Below are 18,576 nucleotides of genomic sequence, written 5' to 3' on the forward strand. Positions count from 1 at the left end.
GTCATTAATGAATAAAGATATTAGAAAGATAGCCATTATCAGACTTTCAGCACTTGGAGATATAATAAACAGCGCAGTTGTACTGCAGTTTATAAAAAAACAGTATCCTGATGCAAAAATAGACTGGGTAAGTGAAGAGATATTCTCAGATATTTTGAGAACCAACAAATACCTACATGCAATTCATAGTGTAAATTTAAAAAAGCTCAAGAAAAGTAAAAGTTTTTCTTTGCTTAAAAAAACAATCTCAAAACTCTCCACATTGGATGATTATGACATTATAATTGATATGCAGGGACTTTTAAAATCAGCTATTGTTGCCAGAATCATAGGAAAAAATACCCATGGTTTTGATAAAAATTCAACGCGTGAATCTTTGGCCGCTCTTTTTTATAAAACAACTTCTTCTATATCCTATGAAGAAAATGTCATAAAACGAAACTGTTTTGCTGTGTCTGATGCCCTTAATTTTAAGCTTACAGATGCAATGATTTTAAATAAAGAGCCGGTTTTTTCGCCGACAAAAGAGTTCACTTTACGAAGTGATAAGAAAAATATTGCATTTGTAATCGGTGCGTCTTGGCCTTCAAAAATTTACCCAAAAGAGTCTGTTGTAAAAGTTTGCAATGCGCTGCAGGAACAGTGCTACATTATTTGGGGAAATGAAGCTGAAAAAGAGAGTGCAGCGTGGATTTGTAAGCATTCAAAATATGCAACATTAGCACCAAAACTCACACTGGACGGGCTTGTTTCATTTATATCAAGTATGGATCTGCTCATAGGTAACGACACAGGTCCGACACATTTGGCGTGGGCACAAAATATTCCCTCCATTACGCTGTTAGGACCTACAACTACAAGAATGATTTATGAAACACCTATAAATATCGGTATAAAATCACCCTCAAAGGTCAATATCTTAAAAATTGATAAAAATGACTTCTCAATTAAAGAAATTCCCGCAGAAAAAATCACACAAAAAGCAAAGGAGCTTTTACATAATGGGCTATAATTTCCTCCTAATAGTTGAAAATATTTTAATGCTGCTGCCTCATCGTGCACGTAAAGCATTTTTTACTTTTTTGGCCTTTTTAGGCTATAAATCATCAAAAAAATACCGTTGTATTGTCAAACAAAACCTGAACTACGCCTTTGACAACTCCATGAGTGAAGAAGAGATTGACAAAATCACACGATACAGTTTTAAAAATCTGCTCTATAATTTTTTACACCTTATGGAGATGCGCCACCTGAGTAAAGAAGAAATCGGCAGTAGAATTACCGTCATAAATAAAGAAGAAATTGACAAAATCCACAAAGAAGGACGTGCCATTATTTATGCCACGCCACACTATTGTGCATGGGAGCTTGGTGCGGCAGGACTTGCATTACATGTAGAGACCATTGCACCCGTTTATAAAAAACTCAAAAACAGAGTCTATGAAAAGTGGCTGCTTGATGCAAGAGCAAAGTTCGGCAATACAAACCTAGAGAAAACAAATGTTGTCAAACCGCTTATCAGACTCATAAAACAAGGCAAAGCCAGCGGAATTCTCATAGATACAAACATAAATGAGAGAGAAGGCGTCATGGTAGAGTTTATGGGTAAACCTCTGCGTATGACTTCAACACCGGCATATCTTGCAAGAAAGTTCAACGCTGCCATAGTTCCCGTGCATATACGAACGGATGATGAAGAAAATTATACGATAATTATACATGATGAGATAAAGGTCGAAAAAACGGACGATGCGCAAAGTGATATACAAAAAGCAACACAGCTGCAAGCCGACTGGCTCACGTCCATCATAAGAAAAGAACCAAAGTTTTGGTTTTGGCTACATCGCAGATGGAAAAACGACAAACCGGAAATTTATAACTAAATTACCGGCTTTTCGTTTCACACTCTTTTGTTCTGGCTTCAAAAAGTTTTAAAATCGCAAGAAAAAATGCTGTTATTGCAGGTCCTAAAATCATCCCCCAAAACCCAAATGTCGCAAGTCCTGCGATAATAGAAAAGAATATAACCAGTTCATTTAACTTCGCATCACTTTCTTTGAGCAGTCTTTTATTTATCTCTTTAATAATCAAGGGCTTTATAAAAGTGTCTGCTATAACTGAAATAACAATAATTGAATAAAGTGCTATAAAAACAGCGTTGGCATTATGTCCTGCCGAGAGTTCATATATCATAAACGGAAGCCACATTAATATTCCTCCTACAACAGGGAGTAAAGAAGCAAAACCATACATGATGCCAAACAGTAAACCATTATAACCCATAAATGAAACAGCTATACCGAATAAAGCCCCTTCAAGCATTGCCGTAGCAATAATAGAGTAAAAAACCACACTCATTACAGCGGAAAGTTCCCGTGCAAGCAAGGTACTGTCTTCCACCGACATCTGCACAACACGTTTTAAAAACTCTACAATAGTAGATCCATTATACATAGCAAAGAAATAAAAGACAATAACCAAAAAGGCATTTTTAACAAAACCTGCACTGAATGTCCCTACTTTCGCAGCTACATGTAAAGCATTCGCTGTCAAACTGTTAATATCTATTCCTTTTAAAGAATCAACAAGATAAGGCTTCAAAAAGAGTAAAAATTCCGGTGGATTTGTAATCAAACCGTTTATATAAAGTTCTATATTTTTTAAACTATTGGGTTCTAAATGATTGAGTTTTATTGTCAAAGTTGCCAGGAAATAACCTAAAGGTGCGAAAAAGAGTATTGCAAGCAGTAAACTTGATAAAAATGCCGCAACAAAACGAGATGAAAACAACTGCTCAAAGTAGTTGTTAATACTCGCCGTAGAAATAGCCAACAAGGCAGCAATAGTCATGACCATTAAAAACGGTTCATAAAGTAGATACATCCAGTATAAAGAAGTGGCAAAAAGTATGGCTATAAAATATTGTGATTTCATTTAAAAAAGTGTCCCGTCTTCATTTACACAACGCATATTTAGCACATCATACGTTGCAGGTGTTGCGCGTCTGCCTTTTGCTGTGCGTTCTAAGTAGCCATTTGCGATCAGGTAAGGTTCAAGTACATCTTCTACTGTTCCCTCATCTTCACTCAAAGCTGCGGCTATCGTACTCAACCCCATAGCACGCCCTTTAGAACTTGCCAAAAGTGTAAGCAGACGTAAATCCATTTCATCAAAACCGTGCGAATTAATTCCCAGCTCATCCAAGGCATATTGTGTCCGTTTATGATTAATATGCTCTTCATTGGCAACCTCCGCAAAATCTCTTACACGACGTAAAAGACGCAAGGCAATACGAGGAGTTCCACGGCTGCGCTTTGCTATTTCAACGGCCGCTTCATGTATAATTTCACGTTCTAGTTTATTTGAAGCCTGTAGAATAATTTTTGCCAGTTCATCATGAGTGTAAAAATTCATACGAAAACTCATACCAAACCTGTCTCTAAGAGGATTTGAAAGCATTCCCGCCCTTGTTGTAGCCCCGATAAGCGTAAATCGAGGCAAATCAATCTTGACCGTCTGTGCAGCAGGGCCACTGCCGATTATGATGTCAATTCTGTAATCTTCCATCGAAGAGTATAAAATCTCTTCAACCGCAGGAGAGAGTCTGTGTATTTCGTCTATAAAAAGAATGTCACCTTCTTCCAAGTTTGTCAGTATTGCGGCCAAATCACCGCTTTTTTCTATCATCGGTGCTGCCGTTACTTTAATGTTTGCATTCATTTCATTGGCAATAATAAGAGCAAGAGTCGTTTTTCCAAGTCCGGGAGGTCCGTAAAAAAGAACATGATCAAGTGCTTCTTCACGTTTTTTTGATGCTTCTATAAACACAGAAAGGTTTTTTTTAATCTGCTCCTGCCCAATATATTCGCTCCACGCATCAGGGCGCAGTGTGACTTCAGAGTTTTCTTCTTCAAGACTGAAAGTTTCAATATCTACCACTCTTTCCATTAGTATGTATGTTCCTCTTTTGGAAATTTACGGCTCACAACCTCATCTGCATATTCTTTAAGAGCATTTTTCACTAAAGTCGCTCCATCAAGATATTTTTTAACAAATTTAGGAGTGAACTCTTCAAAAAGTCCCAGCATATCTGAAAAAACTAAAACCTGTCCGTCAACCTCAGCACCGGCCCCGATACCGATAACAGGAATACTGACACTCTGCGCAATCTCTTTGGCAACATCTGCTTTTGTCCCCTCTATCACCATACAAAAAGCACCGGCACACTCAACCGCTTTGGCATCTCTCAGCAGTTGTTCACGTTCATTAGCTGTTTTTCCCTTGACTTTGTATCCGCCTTCACTTCTTACTGATTGTGGTAAAAGCCCAATATGTCCGCAGACTGCAATACCGTTATCTGTCAAATGTTTTATAATTTCTGCTTTATCCGCACCGCCTTCTATTTTTACACAATCAGCCTGTGTGTTTTGAAAAACTTTTATAGCATTATCCAAGGCACGCTCTTTACATGTATAAGTTCCAAAAGGCATATCACAGATTACAAAACTATTTTTTGCACCCATACAGACGGCATTTGTATGATAAAGCATCTGTTCTAAAGTAGTACTTATTGTGTCACTACGACCGGCAAAACTCATATTTAAACTATCGCCTACCAAAATCATATCTGCACTCGGCTCCAATAGTTTTGCAAAGAGCGCATCATAGGCGGTAATCATAACCAAAGGTCTTACCCCCTTACTCTTTTTTATAGTCGATATAGTTAATTTTTTACTCATTTAAAAACTCTTTATTATATTAATAGAGGTATTTTAACCAAAAATTGCTATAATTTGCACTATATAGGAGAATTATTTTATGGGCATAAGAAGTGATTTAGATGAAAACTTTGATTTTGAAATTATCGATGAGTTTTTAGATCACTATTCTATGATGGTTGAGAGCATGGAAGTCATGATTCTTGACCTATCAAAGCCCAACATGTATGAAAGAAGTGTTAATGAGCTTTTTCGTGTATTTCACAACATAAAATCAGCAAGTGGTTATCTTAAAATTATTCCGATGAATAAACTGGCTGCCTTTGTTGAGGATGAGCTTGAAGCATTACGTCAAAAAAAACCGCCCATTAGCGATGAAACAACAAACTGGTTGTTAAATATCAGCGACATGTTTGCAGCTTGGCATGATGATTTAAGACAAGATAACGAACTCAGTAAAATAAAATACTCCTTATTAAAAATCCCTGACTTGGAAAAATAAATTTGAAAAACTTAGTAGCATATATAACATCCGGATATCCGGAAAAATCTTTTACTGTAGACTTAAGTCTTGCACTCGCGCAAAACGGTGTGGACACATTAGAGCTCGGTGTTCCTTTCTCAGACCCTGTTGCTGATGGTCTTCTCATTGAAAAAGCAAATCATAAATCACTTGAACTTGGATTCAAATTTAAAGATTTACTGGAAATTTCAAAAGAGGTTGCCCCCCAAGTAGACACACTATGGATGGGTTATTTCAACAGTTTTTATCAGCAAAATATGCAGCGTCTTATTCCATTGGCCAAAGAACTTGGTGTCAAAGGGCTTATAATCCCAGACCTTCCGCATGAAGAGGCATTGGTATACAAAGATTTATTTGTCAGTAATGATGTTGCGAACATCTCTTTTGTTGCGCCCACAGATAGCGAGAGTAGAATCCAGACTGTTGTCAGCGATGCACAAAAATTTATCTATATGGTTGCTTACACAGGTATTACGGGTTCAGGAACAGCAGAAGATTTACAGCCTTTTTTAAGTTCTATCAAAAAATACACCCAAACACCTGTATATGTAGGTTTTGGGGTGAATGAAAAAACAGCAAAAGAGAAAGTAAAAGGAGCCGACGGCGTAATAGTCGGCAGTGCTTTTGTCAATATTTTGCTTAACAATGATTTAAACTATACGCAAAAAATTACGCAATGCAGCGAACTCGCAAAAGTGATTAAAAACGAGATTAATCCTTAATTTCAAAAAGCACAAGAAGTGTTTTTTGAAAAATATTTTCATTGTCATCACTTACTATTAAGTATCTTTTTTTATCTATTTTTGTCAAACCTTCAAAGTTATCCAATCTCCAGCCATCGTCAGAGTCAAGTTTTGCCAAGACATTACTTTTACACAATCTGTTTTCAGTACAGTTATTCAGATGTACTTTCACCAGAGTAGTTACTCGTCTTTGCGTAATATAATTAAAATCACGAAGTAACACCAAAATACTGTCTTTATCAAAAAACTCTAAACTTACAACACTACCATCAGCCATAAATTTAAACCTGTTGTTTCTGGTATAAAGTGTATGGTATTTTTCATTTGTGGTTTTCAGCGGTAATTCCGGTACTGTTATGATTCCATATTTTTCATTATATGCTACAGCTTCAAGTCCCTTATTTTTTCCTGCATAATTATCTCTGTTTTGCAAATCTTGGTGAATGTTCATTTTTTTTATTTTCAAACCATTCTTGCTATAAAGAACAATCCGATGTTTTCTCTCAAATGATATTAATAGGTTTTCTTTACAGAATGCAAGACCTTCGGCATCTCTTTTTTTCTTTTTCAGCACTTGTCCCTTTTTATTCTTCAAGACAAACGCATTCAAATACTCTAAACTACGAATTTTATTCTGATTGATATTTATTAAGAACTTATATAAATATCCCTGATCGCTCACAAAATAAACAAATCTATCCTCATATACAAGATCTGAAATTTCATGAAAAGGAATCCCTTCTTTATTATCAAAAAGCAATTCTTTTGCATCAAGTATTTTTATTTTTTGATTGTTTACATGTAACGTGTTGATTGGAGTAAGTTTATAATTTTTTATTTGTGCATTCAGTGGTAAAAAAAATAGAAAAAAAAGTAAAAAGTATTTCAAGCCAACAGCCTTTTTTATGGTCTCCCTACGAGGACTCGAACCTCGAGCTAGGCCTTAGGAGGGCCCTGCTTTATCCAGTTAAGCGATAAGGAGATATAAAAATATTATGTGTGAACCAGATAATTCCAGTTCACTCATAAAATTTTACAATTTAAAAAGTATAACCTACGCCGGCAAACACACTGTTACCACGAGGACCGTCTATCAAAGAACCTTCATATTCTCCAACGAGTGCCCAGTGCGCAGAAAGACCATATTCTAGACCTGCTGCATAACTAAACCCGTCATTTGTCCCATTAATACCAAAGTCAGAAATTTTTTCTTTCTCGATTTCCCATCCTGCTTTTGCAAACAAGACAATCTCTTCATTTACATGATAACCATAAAGCAAATCAATACCATAACTGTAATAATCAGCACCAGCACGTCTGTCTTCTTCACCTATGACAGATTTTGTTACTGTTGTATGTGTATAAGAAAAATCAAATTCTGTAGCAAAGCCATATCCTAGGCGATATCCAAGATCAATGCCGAAACCTTGTCCTGTGTCACCTTTTAATATCGCTTCAGGTTCTGTATCTGTTGCCTCTTCCGTATAAGTATCACCCAGACTTATCAGTCCTTTAGCCACAATATAAAGATTACCTTCTTCATGATGTTTTGCTTCAATATGAGCACGTGAAGCGTCTTGTTCATCACTTACTTCAGCCGCGAATAATGTAGTTGAAAGCAATAGTGCTCCGCTCAGACATAAAAAATTTTGAATTTTCATCATTTCTCCTTAGAATCATAAATGTATTATAATCTTTTTTTGTATAAACAAAAGATTACTACTACCATAATAATAAATCGTAAAATAAAATGTTTTCTTGAAAATGTTGTAATGTTAGAAAAATTGTAAGAAGTAATGGTGCGCCCGACACGATTCGAACGTGTGACCGCTGGTACCGCAAACCAGTACTCTATCCAGCTGAGCTACGAGCGCACACCATCTCTATTATTAAGAGGGTGAAATTATAGCACTTATAACTTATATAATTCTAAAATAAAGCTTATTCTTCTATTTTTTCTAATATCTCTTCAACTTTTTGGTTTTGTACATACAAATCATGATTTTTTCGTACATAAGCCTGCAATAATATTTTGATGTCATTATTGCCTTCCATATTAAAATCTTCCAGCATCTGTTTTTGTAAAAAATTGGCAAATCTATCTTCTACATCAACATCAAATCTACGACCTCCGATATGTAGTCCAATTTTTTTACTCATTCTATAATTAACCTAAAATACTTTCTATTTTATTGACAATTTCTTCTATTTCTATATCTTTTTTTGCATTTTCTTCATGAAGTTTTTCAATTTCTTGCTTTTTCAATTCACAGTCAGCTTTAAGTGTCACAATTTCATTTCTCATCATCTCATTTTCACCTTTAAGTGCATGATATTCTTGAAGAATATATGAAACTTTTTCACTGAGTTTATTTAAAGTTGTTTGATTGTCCATCTTTTATTTCCTGATATTAATTAATAAATTTCTTCTTTATAATTTTAGCATAATTAAAGTATATAGGATAAGTATTATCTCTAATTTGCTATAATTATTCATAATTAAAAGGTATGTATATATGAATAAATTTGAAAACTATTGCACGAAATTTGTACAAAGTATTGGAAGTAAAGAAGGAGCAGTTTCTCCGGCTGTAGTATCCTCTGCCTCTTTTTCTTACGGAAGTCCGGAAACAGCTGAAGGAATTTTTAACGGTAGTGTAAAAAAACCTCTCTATTCAAGAATGGGCAATCCTACAACAGCAAAACTAGAGTCGATTATAGCTGAGATGGATGGAGGTATAGGCGCAGTAGCTACAAGCTCGGGCATGGGAGCGACAACACTTGCTGTTATGTCTTTAGTCTCCCAAGGAGATGAGATTATTAGCATTGGAGGGCTATTTGGTGGAACATATTCACTTTTTGATGAAACCCTCAGTAGATTTGGCATAAAAACTCATTTTTTTGATGTTGACGAATTTGAAAATATAGAAAATACCATAAACGACAATACAAAAATAATTTTTTTAGAAAGTGTCGGCAATCCAAATATGAGACTTCCTGACATTGAAAAAATTGCTAATATTGCAAAAGAAAAAAATATTGCATTAATAGTTGACAATACCATTACACCTTTAAGTGTTTCTCCTTTAGCACTTGGTGCCGACATCACGGTTTACTCTACAACAAAAATTATCTCCGGTAACTCATCAGCTTTAGGTGGATGTGTAGTGTTTCGTGCAATTAATGAAAATGATGATAAATTCAAAACTAAACGTTATGCTTTTTTAGCAAAATTTATCAAAGGTGCAGGTAAAATGGCACTTATTCCAAATGCCAAAAAAAGAGCTTTGAGAGATTTTGGTATGAGTGCTAATGCTCATGCAAGTTATCAAACAATGCTTGGTCTTGAAACACTCGCGCTCAGACTTCCAAGAATTGTAAAAAATGTTGAAATCATTGCACTAGAACTTTCAAAGAACGGCTTACATGTAAACCATCCGTGCTTAGAGTCACATCCACATCATACAAGATATAAAGAGGATTTTCAATACGGTTGCGGAACACTCCTTACCATTGACATGCAGACAAAAGAGCGTGCTTATGATTTTCTAAGAAAAACAAAATTGGCGACTATTACTGCTAATATAGGTGATTCAAGAACTCTTGCTCTACATATGGCATCAACAATATATAGTGATTTTGATGAAGATACTAGAAAATTTCTAGGAATCACCGATGGTCTTATTAGAATTTCTATTGGACTTGAAAATCCACAAGAGATAATAGAAGACTTTTTAAAAGCGGCAAAGTAGAAAAGATGGCAACAAATACACATTTAGAAATAGACGAAGATACAGCACTTAAATATCCTAAAAAATACAAAGTATTTTTACTCAATGATGATTATACATCTATGGATTTTGTTGTCGATATACTAATGAGTATATTTCATAAAAGTTATGAGCAGGCTCAAGATATTATGCTTGAAGTTCATAAAAACGACAGAGGCTTATGCGGCGTATACACATATGAAATAGCTGAAACAAAGATAATGCAGGTAAGGCGCAAAGCAAAAGACAGCGGCTTTCCACTAAAAGCCACAATGGAGGAAGAATAACATGATAAGTTCATCATTAAACGATATATTTCAAAAATCTATCATTTTTGCGAAGCAGCTCCACCATGAGTACCTGACTATTGAGCATATTTTTTATCTTCTTTTAAGTTCACAAGAAGGTGTTGCAATCATAGAAGCCTGTGGCGGTAATGTGTCAAAAATGAAAGAAGAACTTGGCGAATACATCAAAAAAAACATGGAAGTACTGCCGTCAAATATAGAACAAGACCCTTATGAGAGTGTCGCACTCTCACGTCTTATAGATAAAATGGTACGTCATGTACAATCATCAGGACAGACAAATGCAGATATCGGCGATTTACTCGCTGCACTTTTTGAAGAAGAACATACTTTTGCATATGCACTGCTCAATAAATATCAAATATCACGACTCGATATATTAGAAATAATTTCTCACTCTGATATGAATCAAAACAGTGAAGATAGAGAATCAAATTTAAGCAAATACACTATAAATCTCATTCAAAAAGCAAAAGAAGGAAAAATTGATCCTGTAATAGGAAGAGACAATGAAATCCAAAGAGTTACACAAATACTTTGCCGAAGAAAGAAAAATAACCCTATTTTAGTTGGTGAACCTGGTGTCGGTAAAACTGCTATAGCTGAGGGTTTAGCACTTCGTATTGCTGCGGATGAAGTTCCTGATATTATTAAAGATTCTCAACTCTATGCTTTAGATTTAGGGGCATTACTTGCAGGTACAAAATACAGAGGAGACTTTGAAAAACGCCTCAAAGGTGTTATGGATGAACTAAAACGTGAGCCAAAAGCCATTTTATTTATAGATGAAATTCATACACTTATAGGTGCAGGGAGTACAAGCGGTACTATGGATGCAGCCAATCAACTCAAACCTGCACTCGCATCAGGTGAAATAAAATGTATGGGTGCTACAACATTTGCAGAATACAGAAACGGTTTTGAAAAAGACAAGGCACTTAGCAGAAGATTTTCTAAAATAGATATAAATGAACCTTCTAAAAGAACAAGTTATTTAATACTCAAAGGCCTGCAAAAGAAATATGAAAAGCACCACTCTGTTACATATACAAATAAAGCATTAAAAACAGCGGTTGATTTGTCTAAACGCTATATTACTGACAAGTTTTTACCAGATATTGCAATAGATTTGATTGATGAAACAGCTGCATCTTTTCATCTTAAAAAAGGAAAAAGAGCAAAAGTCAGTGCCAATGATATTCAAAAAACAATAGCTTCCATAGTAGGTATCAGCAATGCTAAAATTTCTCATAATGAAACTGCATCACTCCAACATCTTGAAGATAAATTAAGAAAAAGAGTTATTGGGCAAGAGAAAGCAGTTGAAGCTGTTACTAAAGCTATAAAAATATCAAAAGCAGGATTAACGCCGGCAAACAAGCCTATTGCATCATTTTTATTCTCAGGACCAACCGGAGTCGGCAAAACAGAACTTGCAATTGCCCTCAGTGAGGTATTGGGTATCAATTTTGAAAAGTTTGATATGAGTGAATATATGGAGAAACATGCCCTCAGTCGTTTGGTTGGTGCACCTCCGGGATATGTAGGATATGAGCAGGGTGGATTGCTCACAGAAGCAATAAAAAAACATCCATACACTGTACTTCTGCTAGATGAAATTGAAAAAGCACATCCTGAGCTTATTAATATTTTACTCCAAATAATGGACAGTGCTACACTCACGGACAACAATGGATACAAAGCTGATTTTCAAAATGTTATATTAATTATGACATCCAATATAGGAGCAACTGCCAGAAATGTTATGGGCTTCAATAAAGACGAATCTATAGCTAAGAATGAAGAGCTCAAATCATTTTTCACTCCTGAATTTAGAAACAGACTTGATGCTATTATTGAGTTTGAGCAGTTAAGCCATAAAACGGTTGAAGGAATTGTGCATAAATTTATTGCAGAACTTAACAAAGAACTGAAAAAGAAAAAAATAACAGTAAAAGTATCCGAAGAAGCGGTGAAATTGATAGCTGAAAAAACATACTCTCCTGAAATGGGAGCTAGGCCACTAAAAAGATACATTAAAGACAATATTACAAACAAACTCAGTGATGAAATTCTCTTTGGAAAACTGAAAACTGGTGGTGAGGTAAAAGTTATAGTAGAAAATAATACACTCATAAATGTATATAAAGAAGCTTAATGTACATACCCCAGCTCGACAAACACTCACTCACTTTTCCCAATCCACATGATGCAAATGAAGAAGGCATAGTGGCATGGGGAGGAGATTTAAATCCTTCACGGCTAATTAGAGCCTATCAAAACGGCATATTTCCCTGGTATTCCCAACAAGACCCTATTCTATGGTGGTCAACAAACCCGCGTCTTATAATGGAACTTGATGATTTTAAACTAAGACGCTCATTAAAAAAAAATTTAAAAAAATTTGACTACAAATTTGATACAAACTTTGAAGAAGTAATGAAAAAATGTGCTTCCACAAAAAGAGAAGGGCAAAACGGCACCTGGATAAACAAAGATTTAGTAGAATCATTTAGTGTACTTCATGGAATGGGTATAGCACATTCAGTTGAAAGTTATCAAGATGGAAATTTAGTCGGTGGCTTATATGGCTTAGTTATTGGGAGAGTATTTTGTGGAGAATCAATGTTCACACATGTTAATGATGCTTCAAAGGCAGCATATGCAGTATTGGTAAAACATTTAAAAGTATGGGGATATGATTTTATAGACTGTCAGGTACCTACGCAACATCTCAAATCATTAGGTGCAAAAGAGGTGTCAAGAGATTATTATCTTGAACGCTTAAATAAAGTTAATATGGAAAATATAAAAAATGAATGGATTGTAGAAAAGAATCTGATCAACTAGGCAGCGACCTACATTTCCACACCTGAAAGGTGCAGTATTATCAGCGATGAGAGGCTTAGCTTCTGGGTTCGGAATGGGACCAGGCGTTTCCCTCTCTCTATAGCCACCTAGACAAGATCAGATATAAGGATAACGTTTATACTCCACTTACGCTTTAGCGACGGGAGTATCGGCATTTAGTGCCAGATATACTTATATCTAATCTCATAAAGATTAGTTGAGTGAGTTAAAATTGTTAAAGTCAACAAAGGCAATAAAGCCTAACTAAATAACTTAACATATCTCTTATTAGCGATATACACTAAATAAGGTAGTGAAGCAATTGTGTTCAAATAAATGAACGTAAAAAAAAGACAAACGTACTATTAGTACTGGTCAGCTAAACAGATTGCTCTGCGTACACATCCAGCCTATCAAGCTTGTAGTCTTCAAGCGTACTTCAGGGAACGTTCATCTTGGAGTTGGCTTCCCGCTTAGATGCTTTCAGCGGTTATCTCATCCGTGCGTAGCTACCCAGCTATGCCCTTGGCAGGACAACTGGTGCACCAGTGGCACGTCCAACCCGGTCCTCTCGTACTAGGGTCAGCTCTCCTCAACGTTCCTACGCCCACGGAAGATAGGGACCGAACTGTCTCACGACGTTCTGAACCCAGCTCGCGTACCGCTTTAAATGGCGAACAGCCATACCCTTGGGACCTGCTCCAGCCCCAGGATGCGATGAGCCGACATCGAGGTGCCAAACCTCCCCGTCGATGTGAGCTCTTGGGGGAGATCAGCCTGTTATCCCCGGCGTACCTTTTATCCTTTGAGCGATGGCCCTTCCACACAGAACCACCGGATCACTATGACCGTCTTTCGACTCTGCTCGACTTGTATGTCTCACAGTCAGTCCGGCTTATGCCATTATACTCTACGGTGGATTTCCAACCCACCTGAGCCGAACTTTGTAAGCCTCCGTTACTTTTTAGGAGGCGACCGCCCCAGTCAAACTACCCACCAGACATTGTCCTCGCACGAGATAATCGTACGGAGTTAGCTATCAGAATATTCAAGGGTGGTATCTCAAGGATGCCTCATCATAATCTGGCGACTATGAATCAAAGGCTCCCACCTATCCTGCACATGAATATCCCAATAGCAGTGTCAAGCTATAGTAAAGGTGCACGGGGTCTTTCCGTCTTTCCGCGGGTAGGAGGAATTTTCACCTCCACTACAATTTCACTGGATCCCTTGTTGAGACAGCTCCCATCTCGTTACGCCATTCATGCAGGTCGGTATTTAACCGACAAGGAATTTCGCTACCTTAGGACCGTTATAGTTACGGCCGCCGTTTACTCGGGCTTCAATTCATGCCTTCGCTAATGCTAAGCAATCCTTTTAACCTTCGAGCACCGGGCAGGCGTCACACCCTATACATCCACTTACGTGTTAGCAGAGTGCTGTGTTTTTGGTAAACAGTCGGGAGGGACTCTTTGCTGCGACCCGTCATTGCTTCACAGAGTAAATCTGTTAACAAATAGGGCACACCTTATACCGAAGATACGGTGCTAGTTTGCAGAGTTCCTTAACAAGGGTTCATCCACGCGCCTTAGAATACTCATCTCACCCACCTGTGTCGGTTTACGGTACGGGCAACATTACATCTCGTTTAGAGGCTTTTCTCGGCACGACAGTATCGACGATTCAGTTCGCTCTCCGAAGAGATTGAACTGCCTGTAAGATCTCGGTTGCATGAAGAGCGGATTTGCCTACTCTTCAACCTACTTCCTTCGAGCCACTATTCCATCAGTGACCTCGTCTAACTCTATGCGTCCCCCCATCACTCAAGTGATGTAATGTCGGTATCGGAATATTAACCGATTTGCCATCGTCTACCCCTTTCGGACTCGACTTAGGTCCCGACTAACCCTACGATGACGAGCATCGCGTAGGAAACCTTGGGTTTACGGCGAAGGAAATTCTCATTCCTTTTCTCGCTACTCATGCCTGCATGCTCACTTCCATCCGCTCCAGTACTCCTTACCGGTATACCTTCAGCGCTGAATGGAACGCTCTCCTACCACTTACAGTAAACTGTAAATCTAAAGCTTCGGTGTTTATCTTAGCCCCGTTATATTTTCGGCGCAGAATCGCTAGACCAGTGAGCTGTTACGCTTTCTTTAAAGGATGGCTGCTTCTAAGCCAACCTCCTGGTTGTCACAGCAACTCCACATCCTTTTCCACTTAGATAAAACTTTGGGACCTTAGCTGTTAGTCTGGGTTGTTCCCCTCTCGACATAGGATTTTATCACCCTACGCCTGACTCCCGAGGTTACACGTATAGTATTCGGAGTTTGATAGGGTTTGGTACCGCGGTAAGCAGCCCTAGCCCTGTCAGTGCTCTACCCCTATACGCTAATGCTCGAGGCTATACCTAAATATATTTCGGAGAGAACCAGCTATCACTGAGTTTGATTGGCCTTTCACCCCTATCCACAAGTCATCCGAAGAATTTTCAACTTCTACCGGTTCGGTCCTCCACTGGCTCTTACACCAGCTTCAACCTGCTCATGGATAGATCACTCAGTTTCGGGTCTGCAGCATCTGACTATGTCGCCCTATTAAGACTCGCTTTCGCTACGGCTTCTCGTTCGATTAACCTTGCCAGATACCACAACTCGCAGGCTCATTATGCAAAAGGCAGTCCGTCACACTTATTTAATAGTGCTCCGAATGATTGTAAGCCATAGGTTTCAGGTTCTATTTCACTCCGCTCACCGCGGTCCTTTTCACCTTTCCCTCACGGTACTTGTTCGCTATCGGTCTAGTAGTAGTATTTAGGGTTGGAGGGTGGTCCCCCCATATTCAGTCAAGATAACACGTGTCCCGACCTACTCGTTCGTTAACCTAGTACCACATAAATGTTTTCGCTTACGGGAGTATCACCCTCTATGCTCACTCTTTCCAAAGTGTTCTGCTAACAAATATGCTATCGCTAACCGCCCTACTCCAATTTCGCTCGCCGCTACTCTCGGAATCTCGTTTGATTTCTCTTCCTTCAGGTACTGAGATGTTTCACTTCCCTGAGTTCGCCCCCCGTAGGGTAACATGAATCGCTCCATGCTGGGTCGCCCCATTCAGAAATTCCCGGATCAAAGCTTCTTGGCAGCTCCCCGAGACTTTTCGCAGCCTAGTACGTCTTTCATCGCCTCTACTAGCCAAGGCATCCACCTATGGCCCTTAATATCTTTTTATTCTATGTTGCGTTCACTACCTTATTTAATGTATCTCTACAGAAAATAAGATGAATGATCTGTTATTGTAGTTATTTAGTTTATAATAAATTTCTTTATTATAGTTGTTGACTTTAACAATTGTAATTTAATGATCGTTTGGTCTTAATAATAAAACCAAATATAAACTTTCCGACTTGAAAGCTTATATTTGAATTTAATAAAAAACTCGTTTTTGTGCTAGTTGTGTTTGAAAAGCTTGCGAAGCGTACTGAAGTACGTGAGTAAGTTTTTCAAGCGCAAATAGTGCAAAAATGGTGGAGAATAGCGGGATCGAACCGCTGACCTCCTGCGTGCAAGGCAGGCGCTCTCCCAGCTGAGCTAATTCCCCATTTGTATCTAAAAATTAATGATCTCAGATCACTGAAAACTAAGCAAGTAAGATTAGAAAGTAACTAAATAAACGATCTCTTGTGAGATTTTCTTTTTGTATGTCAATTCAAACGAATGATTGACTTTACTCTAGAAAGGAGGTGATCCAACCGCAGGTTCTCCTACGGTTACCTTGTTACGACTTCACCCCAGTCGCTAATTCCACCGTAAGCGGTAGCGTCCCGAAGGTTCGCTTCCCGATTTCGGGTGAAATCAACTCCCATGGTGTGACGGGCGGTGAGTACAAGACCCGGGAACGTATTCACCGTAGCATTGCTGATCTACGATTACTAGTGATTCCAGCTTCATGGAGTCGAGTTGCAGACTCCAATCCGAACTGAGAGACGCTTTAAGTGATTAGCTCCACCTCGCGGTATCGCAACACTCTGTACGCCCCATTGTAGCACGTGTGTAGCCCTAGCCATAAGGGCCATGATGACTTGACGTCGTCCTCACCTTCCTCCTCCTTACGAAGGCAGTCTCCTTAGAGTGCTCAGCCGAACTGCTAGCAACTAAGGACGAGGGTTGCGCTCGTTGCGGGACTTAACCCAACATCTCACGACACGAGCTGACGACAGCCGTGCAGCACCTGTTTTCATGTTCCCCGAAGGGCACCACTCTATCTCTAAAGTGTTCAATCAATGTCAAGGCTAGGTAAGGTTCTTCGCGTATCTTCGAATTAAACCACATGCTCCACCACTTGTGCGGGTCCCCGTCTATTCCTTTGAGTTTTAATCTTGCGACCGTACTCCCCAGGCGGAACACTTAATCTGTTAAGTGCATCACCGAGATGACTAGCATCCCGACGACTAGTGTTCATCGTTTAGGGCGTGGACTACCAGGGTATCTAATCCTGTTTGCTCCCCACGCTTTCACGCCTTAGCGTCAGTTATGTTCCAGGAGATCGCCTTCGCTTTCGGTATTCCTAGTGATATCTACGGATTTTACCCCTACACCACTAATTCCATCTCCCCCTCCCATACTCTAGATTGGAAGTTTCAAATGCAGTTCTACAGTTAAGCTGTAGGATTTCACATCTGACTTTCCAACCCGCCTACGCGTCCTTTACGCCCAGTGATTCCGAATAACGCTTGCACCCTCCGTATTACCGCGGCTGCTGGCACGGAGTTAGCCGGTGCTTATTCATATGCTACCGTCATTTTCTTGACATATAAAAGGAGTTTACACACCGAAATGCGTCATCCTCCACGCGGCGTTGCTGCATCAGGGTTTCCCCCATTGTGCAATATTCCTCACTGCTGCCTCCCGTAGGAGTCTGGTCCGTGTCTCAGTACCAGTGTGGCGGATCATCCTCTCAAACCCGCTACCCGTCATTGCCTTGGTAGTCTCTTACACTACCAACAAGCTGATGGGATATAGACCGATCTCTTAGCGAAAAACTTTCCCGACTTACCTTTTGGTAAGAAGGAGTATCCAGTATTAATCATCGTTTCCAATGGCTATCCCAGACTAAGAGGTACATTATCTATATATTACTCACCCGTGCGCCACTCGTCAGCAAAGTAGCAAGCTACTCTCTGTTACCGTTCGACTTGCATGTGTTAAGCACGCCGCCAGCGTTCATTCTGAGCCAGGATCAAACTCTCCATAATTGAATTATGTAAAGAACACATTACTGTGCATTACTGATCTTTGCCCAAGATTTAAAAATCATTGGCTTTGTTAAGACATCAAGAGTGCTTAAGCTCTTAATGAATATAGTTATCTATTACTATAGGGAAACTAACTATAAATAGTTAGATTTCAAAATAGAATAGACGGTTGTTGTTTTATTAGTTATTTCTAAGTAATAGTAACTAGTTGTTATTACATCCAGCTCTCTTACTTGCTTAGTTTTCAATGATCTCAAACTGATTCAAGTGGCTTCAACACGAAGTCTCTCTAGGCCTTTTAAACAAGGTCTCTCTGTTTGTGGATGGGAATTATAGGGGAGTGTTGCTTAGAATTCGCTTAATGCTTGAAAGGATTTATGAGAAGTTTTTGAAGTTTTTTATTTGTT

The 18,576-nt window shown here is 38.5% G+C and carries 15 protein-coding genes, 3 tRNA genes and 3 rRNA genes; 8 read left to right on the forward strand and 13 right to left on the reverse strand.

What is annotated here, in order from left to right; translation table 11 throughout:
• Positions 1-7 precede the first annotated feature (7 nt).
• Both waaC and SAUT_RS08800 read left to right on the forward strand, forming a co-directional pair.
• The gene (waaC, locus tag SAUT_RS08795; RefSeq protein WP_013327534.1) at positions 8-1,012 is read left to right on the forward strand and encodes a lipopolysaccharide heptosyltransferase I; all 1,005 of its coding nucleotides are present in this window, start codon (positions 8-10) and stop codon (positions 1,010-1,012) included.
• Positions 1,002-1,883, forward strand: a complete 882-nt coding sequence (locus SAUT_RS08800) for a lipid A biosynthesis lauroyl acyltransferase (RefSeq protein ID WP_013327535.1) — start codon at positions 1,002-1,004, stop codon at positions 1,881-1,883. The genes waaC and SAUT_RS08800 overlap by 11 nt, the downstream gene beginning before the upstream one ends.
• 1 nt (position 1,884) lies before the next feature.
• On the opposite strand, the gene SAUT_RS08805 is transcribed toward SAUT_RS08800, so the two are convergent.
• From SAUT_RS08805 to panB, 3 genes are read right to left on the reverse strand one after another with little or no spacing between them, the layout of a single operon-like run.
• Positions 1,885-2,934 carry an AI-2E family transporter gene (locus SAUT_RS08805; RefSeq protein ID WP_013327536.1) on the reverse strand — a complete coding sequence of 350 codons (1,050 nt, stop codon included), beginning with the start codon at positions 2,932-2,934 and terminating at the stop codon, positions 1,885-1,887.
• Positions 2,935-3,948, reverse strand: a complete 1,014-nt coding sequence (gene ruvB, locus SAUT_RS08810; protein WP_013327537.1) for a Holliday junction branch migration DNA helicase RuvB — start codon at positions 3,946-3,948, stop codon at positions 2,935-2,937.
• The gene (gene panB, locus SAUT_RS08815) at positions 3,948-4,739 is read right to left on the reverse strand and encodes a 3-methyl-2-oxobutanoate hydroxymethyltransferase (protein ID WP_013327538.1); all 792 of its coding nucleotides are present in this window, start codon (positions 4,737-4,739) and stop codon (positions 3,948-3,950) included. The genes ruvB and panB overlap by 1 nt, the downstream gene beginning before the upstream one ends.
• 79 nt (positions 4,740-4,818) lie before the next feature.
• On the opposite strand from panB, the gene SAUT_RS08820 reads away from it, so the two are divergent.
• The gene (locus SAUT_RS08820) at positions 4,819-5,220 is read left to right on the forward strand and encodes an Hpt domain-containing protein (protein WP_013327539.1); all 402 of its coding nucleotides are present in this window, start codon (positions 4,819-4,821) and stop codon (positions 5,218-5,220) included.
• 2 nt (positions 5,221-5,222) lie between these two features.
• Positions 5,223-5,963, forward strand: a complete 741-nt coding sequence (gene trpA / locus SAUT_RS08825; protein ID WP_013327540.1) for a tryptophan synthase subunit alpha — start codon at positions 5,223-5,225, stop codon at positions 5,961-5,963.
• Here trpA and SAUT_RS11185 read toward each other — a convergent pair.
• From SAUT_RS11185 to SAUT_RS08855, 6 genes are all read right to left on the reverse strand, one after another.
• The gene (locus SAUT_RS11185) at positions 5,953-6,873 is read right to left on the reverse strand and encodes an esterase-like activity of phytase family protein (RefSeq protein ID WP_013327541.1); all 921 of its coding nucleotides are present in this window, start codon (positions 6,871-6,873) and stop codon (positions 5,953-5,955) included. The two genes, trpA and SAUT_RS11185, sit on opposite strands and share 11 nt — an antisense overlap.
• A 17-nt stretch (positions 6,874-6,890) precedes the next feature.
• Positions 6,891-6,966: transfer RNA gene (locus tag SAUT_RS08835), tRNA-Arg, on the reverse strand.
• Positions 6,967-7,024: 58 nt separating this feature from the next.
• The gene (locus SAUT_RS08840) at positions 7,025-7,645 is read right to left on the reverse strand and encodes a porin family protein (RefSeq protein ID WP_013327542.1); all 621 of its coding nucleotides are present in this window, start codon (positions 7,643-7,645) and stop codon (positions 7,025-7,027) included.
• A gap of 136 nt (positions 7,646-7,781) precedes the next feature.
• Positions 7,782-7,858 (reverse strand) — tRNA-Arg (locus tag SAUT_RS08845).
• Positions 7,859-7,925: 67 nt separating this feature from the next.
• Entirely contained in the window at positions 7,926-8,144 is a 219-nt protein-coding gene (locus SAUT_RS08850; protein ID WP_013327543.1) for a hypothetical protein, read from the reverse strand.
• 7 nt (positions 8,145-8,151) lie between these two features.
• Entirely contained in the window at positions 8,152-8,379 is a 228-nt protein-coding gene (locus SAUT_RS08855; RefSeq protein ID WP_013327544.1) for a hypothetical protein, read from the reverse strand.
• Between the two features lie 121 nt (positions 8,380-8,500).
• On the opposite strand from SAUT_RS08855, the gene SAUT_RS08860 reads away from it, so the two are divergent.
• Genes SAUT_RS08860 through aat form a run of 4 tightly spaced genes read left to right on the forward strand, consistent with a single transcriptional unit; the run spans position 8,501 to position 12,912 of the window.
• Positions 8,501-9,736 (forward strand): aminotransferase class I/II-fold pyridoxal phosphate-dependent enzyme, encoded by a 1,236-nt coding sequence (locus tag SAUT_RS08860; protein WP_013327545.1) that lies wholly within the window; start codon positions 8,501-8,503, stop codon positions 9,734-9,736.
• A gap of 5 nt (positions 9,737-9,741) precedes the next feature.
• Positions 9,742-10,041: an ATP-dependent Clp protease adaptor ClpS gene (locus SAUT_RS08865; protein ID WP_013327546.1), complete on the forward strand. Its 300-nt coding sequence runs from the start codon at positions 9,742-9,744 to the stop codon at positions 10,039-10,041.
• A gap of 1 nt (position 10,042) precedes the next feature.
• The gene (gene clpA, locus SAUT_RS08870; protein ID WP_013327547.1) at positions 10,043-12,220 is read left to right on the forward strand and encodes an ATP-dependent Clp protease ATP-binding subunit ClpA; all 2,178 of its coding nucleotides are present in this window, start codon (positions 10,043-10,045) and stop codon (positions 12,218-12,220) included.
• Positions 12,220-12,912: a leucyl/phenylalanyl-tRNA--protein transferase gene (aat, locus tag SAUT_RS11190; RefSeq protein ID WP_013327548.1), complete on the forward strand. Its 693-nt coding sequence runs from the start codon at positions 12,220-12,222 to the stop codon at positions 12,910-12,912. The genes clpA and aat overlap by 1 nt, the downstream gene beginning before the upstream one ends.
• Here aat and rrf read toward each other — a convergent pair.
• The 4 genes from rrf to SAUT_RS08890 form a co-directional block, all read right to left on the reverse strand.
• Positions 12,908-13,023 (reverse strand): 5S ribosomal RNA (gene rrf, locus SAUT_RS08875). The two genes, aat and rrf, sit on opposite strands and share 5 nt — an antisense overlap.
• Before the next feature lie 233 nt (positions 13,024-13,256).
• A 23S ribosomal RNA gene (locus tag SAUT_RS08880) occupies positions 13,257-16,145 on the reverse strand.
• A gap of 294 nt (positions 16,146-16,439) precedes the next feature.
• Positions 16,440-16,515: transfer RNA gene (locus tag SAUT_RS08885), tRNA-Ala, on the reverse strand.
• A 135-nt stretch (positions 16,516-16,650) separates the two neighbouring features.
• A 16S ribosomal RNA gene (locus tag SAUT_RS08890) occupies positions 16,651-18,169 on the reverse strand.
• Together the 16S, 23S and 5S rRNA genes with 1 tRNA gene alongside form the textbook arrangement of a ribosomal RNA operon.
• Between the last annotated feature and the right edge of the window lie 407 nt (positions 18,170-18,576).

The sequence above is a fragment of the Sulfurimonas autotrophica DSM 16294 genome (assembly GCF_000147355.1).
GTDB classification, from domain to species: domain Bacteria; phylum Campylobacterota; class Campylobacteria; order Campylobacterales; family Sulfurimonadaceae; genus Sulfurimonas; species Sulfurimonas autotrophica.

Bases quoted from the DNA above. Each gene is read 5' to 3' on its own strand.
- waaC (WP_013327534.1), top strand. From the start codon at position 8: ATGAATAAAGATATTAGAAAGATAGCCATTATCAGACTTTCAGCACTT.
- SAUT_RS08800 (WP_013327535.1), top strand. From the start codon at position 1,002: ATGGGCTATAATTTCCTCCTAATAGTTGAAAATATTTTAATGCTGCTG.
- SAUT_RS08805 (WP_013327536.1), bottom strand. From the start codon at position 2,934: ATGAAATCACAATATTTTATAGCCATACTTTTTGCCACTTCTTTATAC.
- ruvB (WP_013327537.1), bottom strand. From the start codon at position 3,948: ATGGAAAGAGTGGTAGATATTGAAACTTTCAGTCTTGAAGAAGAAAAC.
- panB (WP_013327538.1), bottom strand. From the start codon at position 4,739: ATGAGTAAAAAATTAACTATATCGACTATAAAAAAGAGTAAGGGGGTA.
- SAUT_RS08820 (WP_013327539.1), top strand. From the start codon at position 4,819: ATGGGCATAAGAAGTGATTTAGATGAAAACTTTGATTTTGAAATTATC.
- SAUT_RS08840 (WP_013327542.1), bottom strand. From the start codon at position 7,645: ATGAAAATTCAAAATTTTTTATGTCTGAGCGGAGCACTATTGCTTTCA.
- SAUT_RS08850 (WP_013327543.1), bottom strand. From the start codon at position 8,144: ATGAGTAAAAAAATTGGACTACATATCGGAGGTCGTAGATTTGATGTT.
- SAUT_RS08855 (WP_013327544.1), bottom strand. From the start codon at position 8,379: ATGGACAATCAAACAACTTTAAATAAACTCAGTGAAAAAGTTTCATAT.
- SAUT_RS08860 (WP_013327545.1), top strand. From the start codon at position 8,501: ATGAATAAATTTGAAAACTATTGCACGAAATTTGTACAAAGTATTGGA.
- SAUT_RS08865 (WP_013327546.1), top strand. From the start codon at position 9,742: ATGGCAACAAATACACATTTAGAAATAGACGAAGATACAGCACTTAAA.
- clpA (WP_013327547.1), top strand. From the start codon at position 10,043: ATGATAAGTTCATCATTAAACGATATATTTCAAAAATCTATCATTTTT.
- aat (WP_013327548.1), top strand. From the start codon at position 12,220: ATGTACATACCCCAGCTCGACAAACACTCACTCACTTTTCCCAATCCA.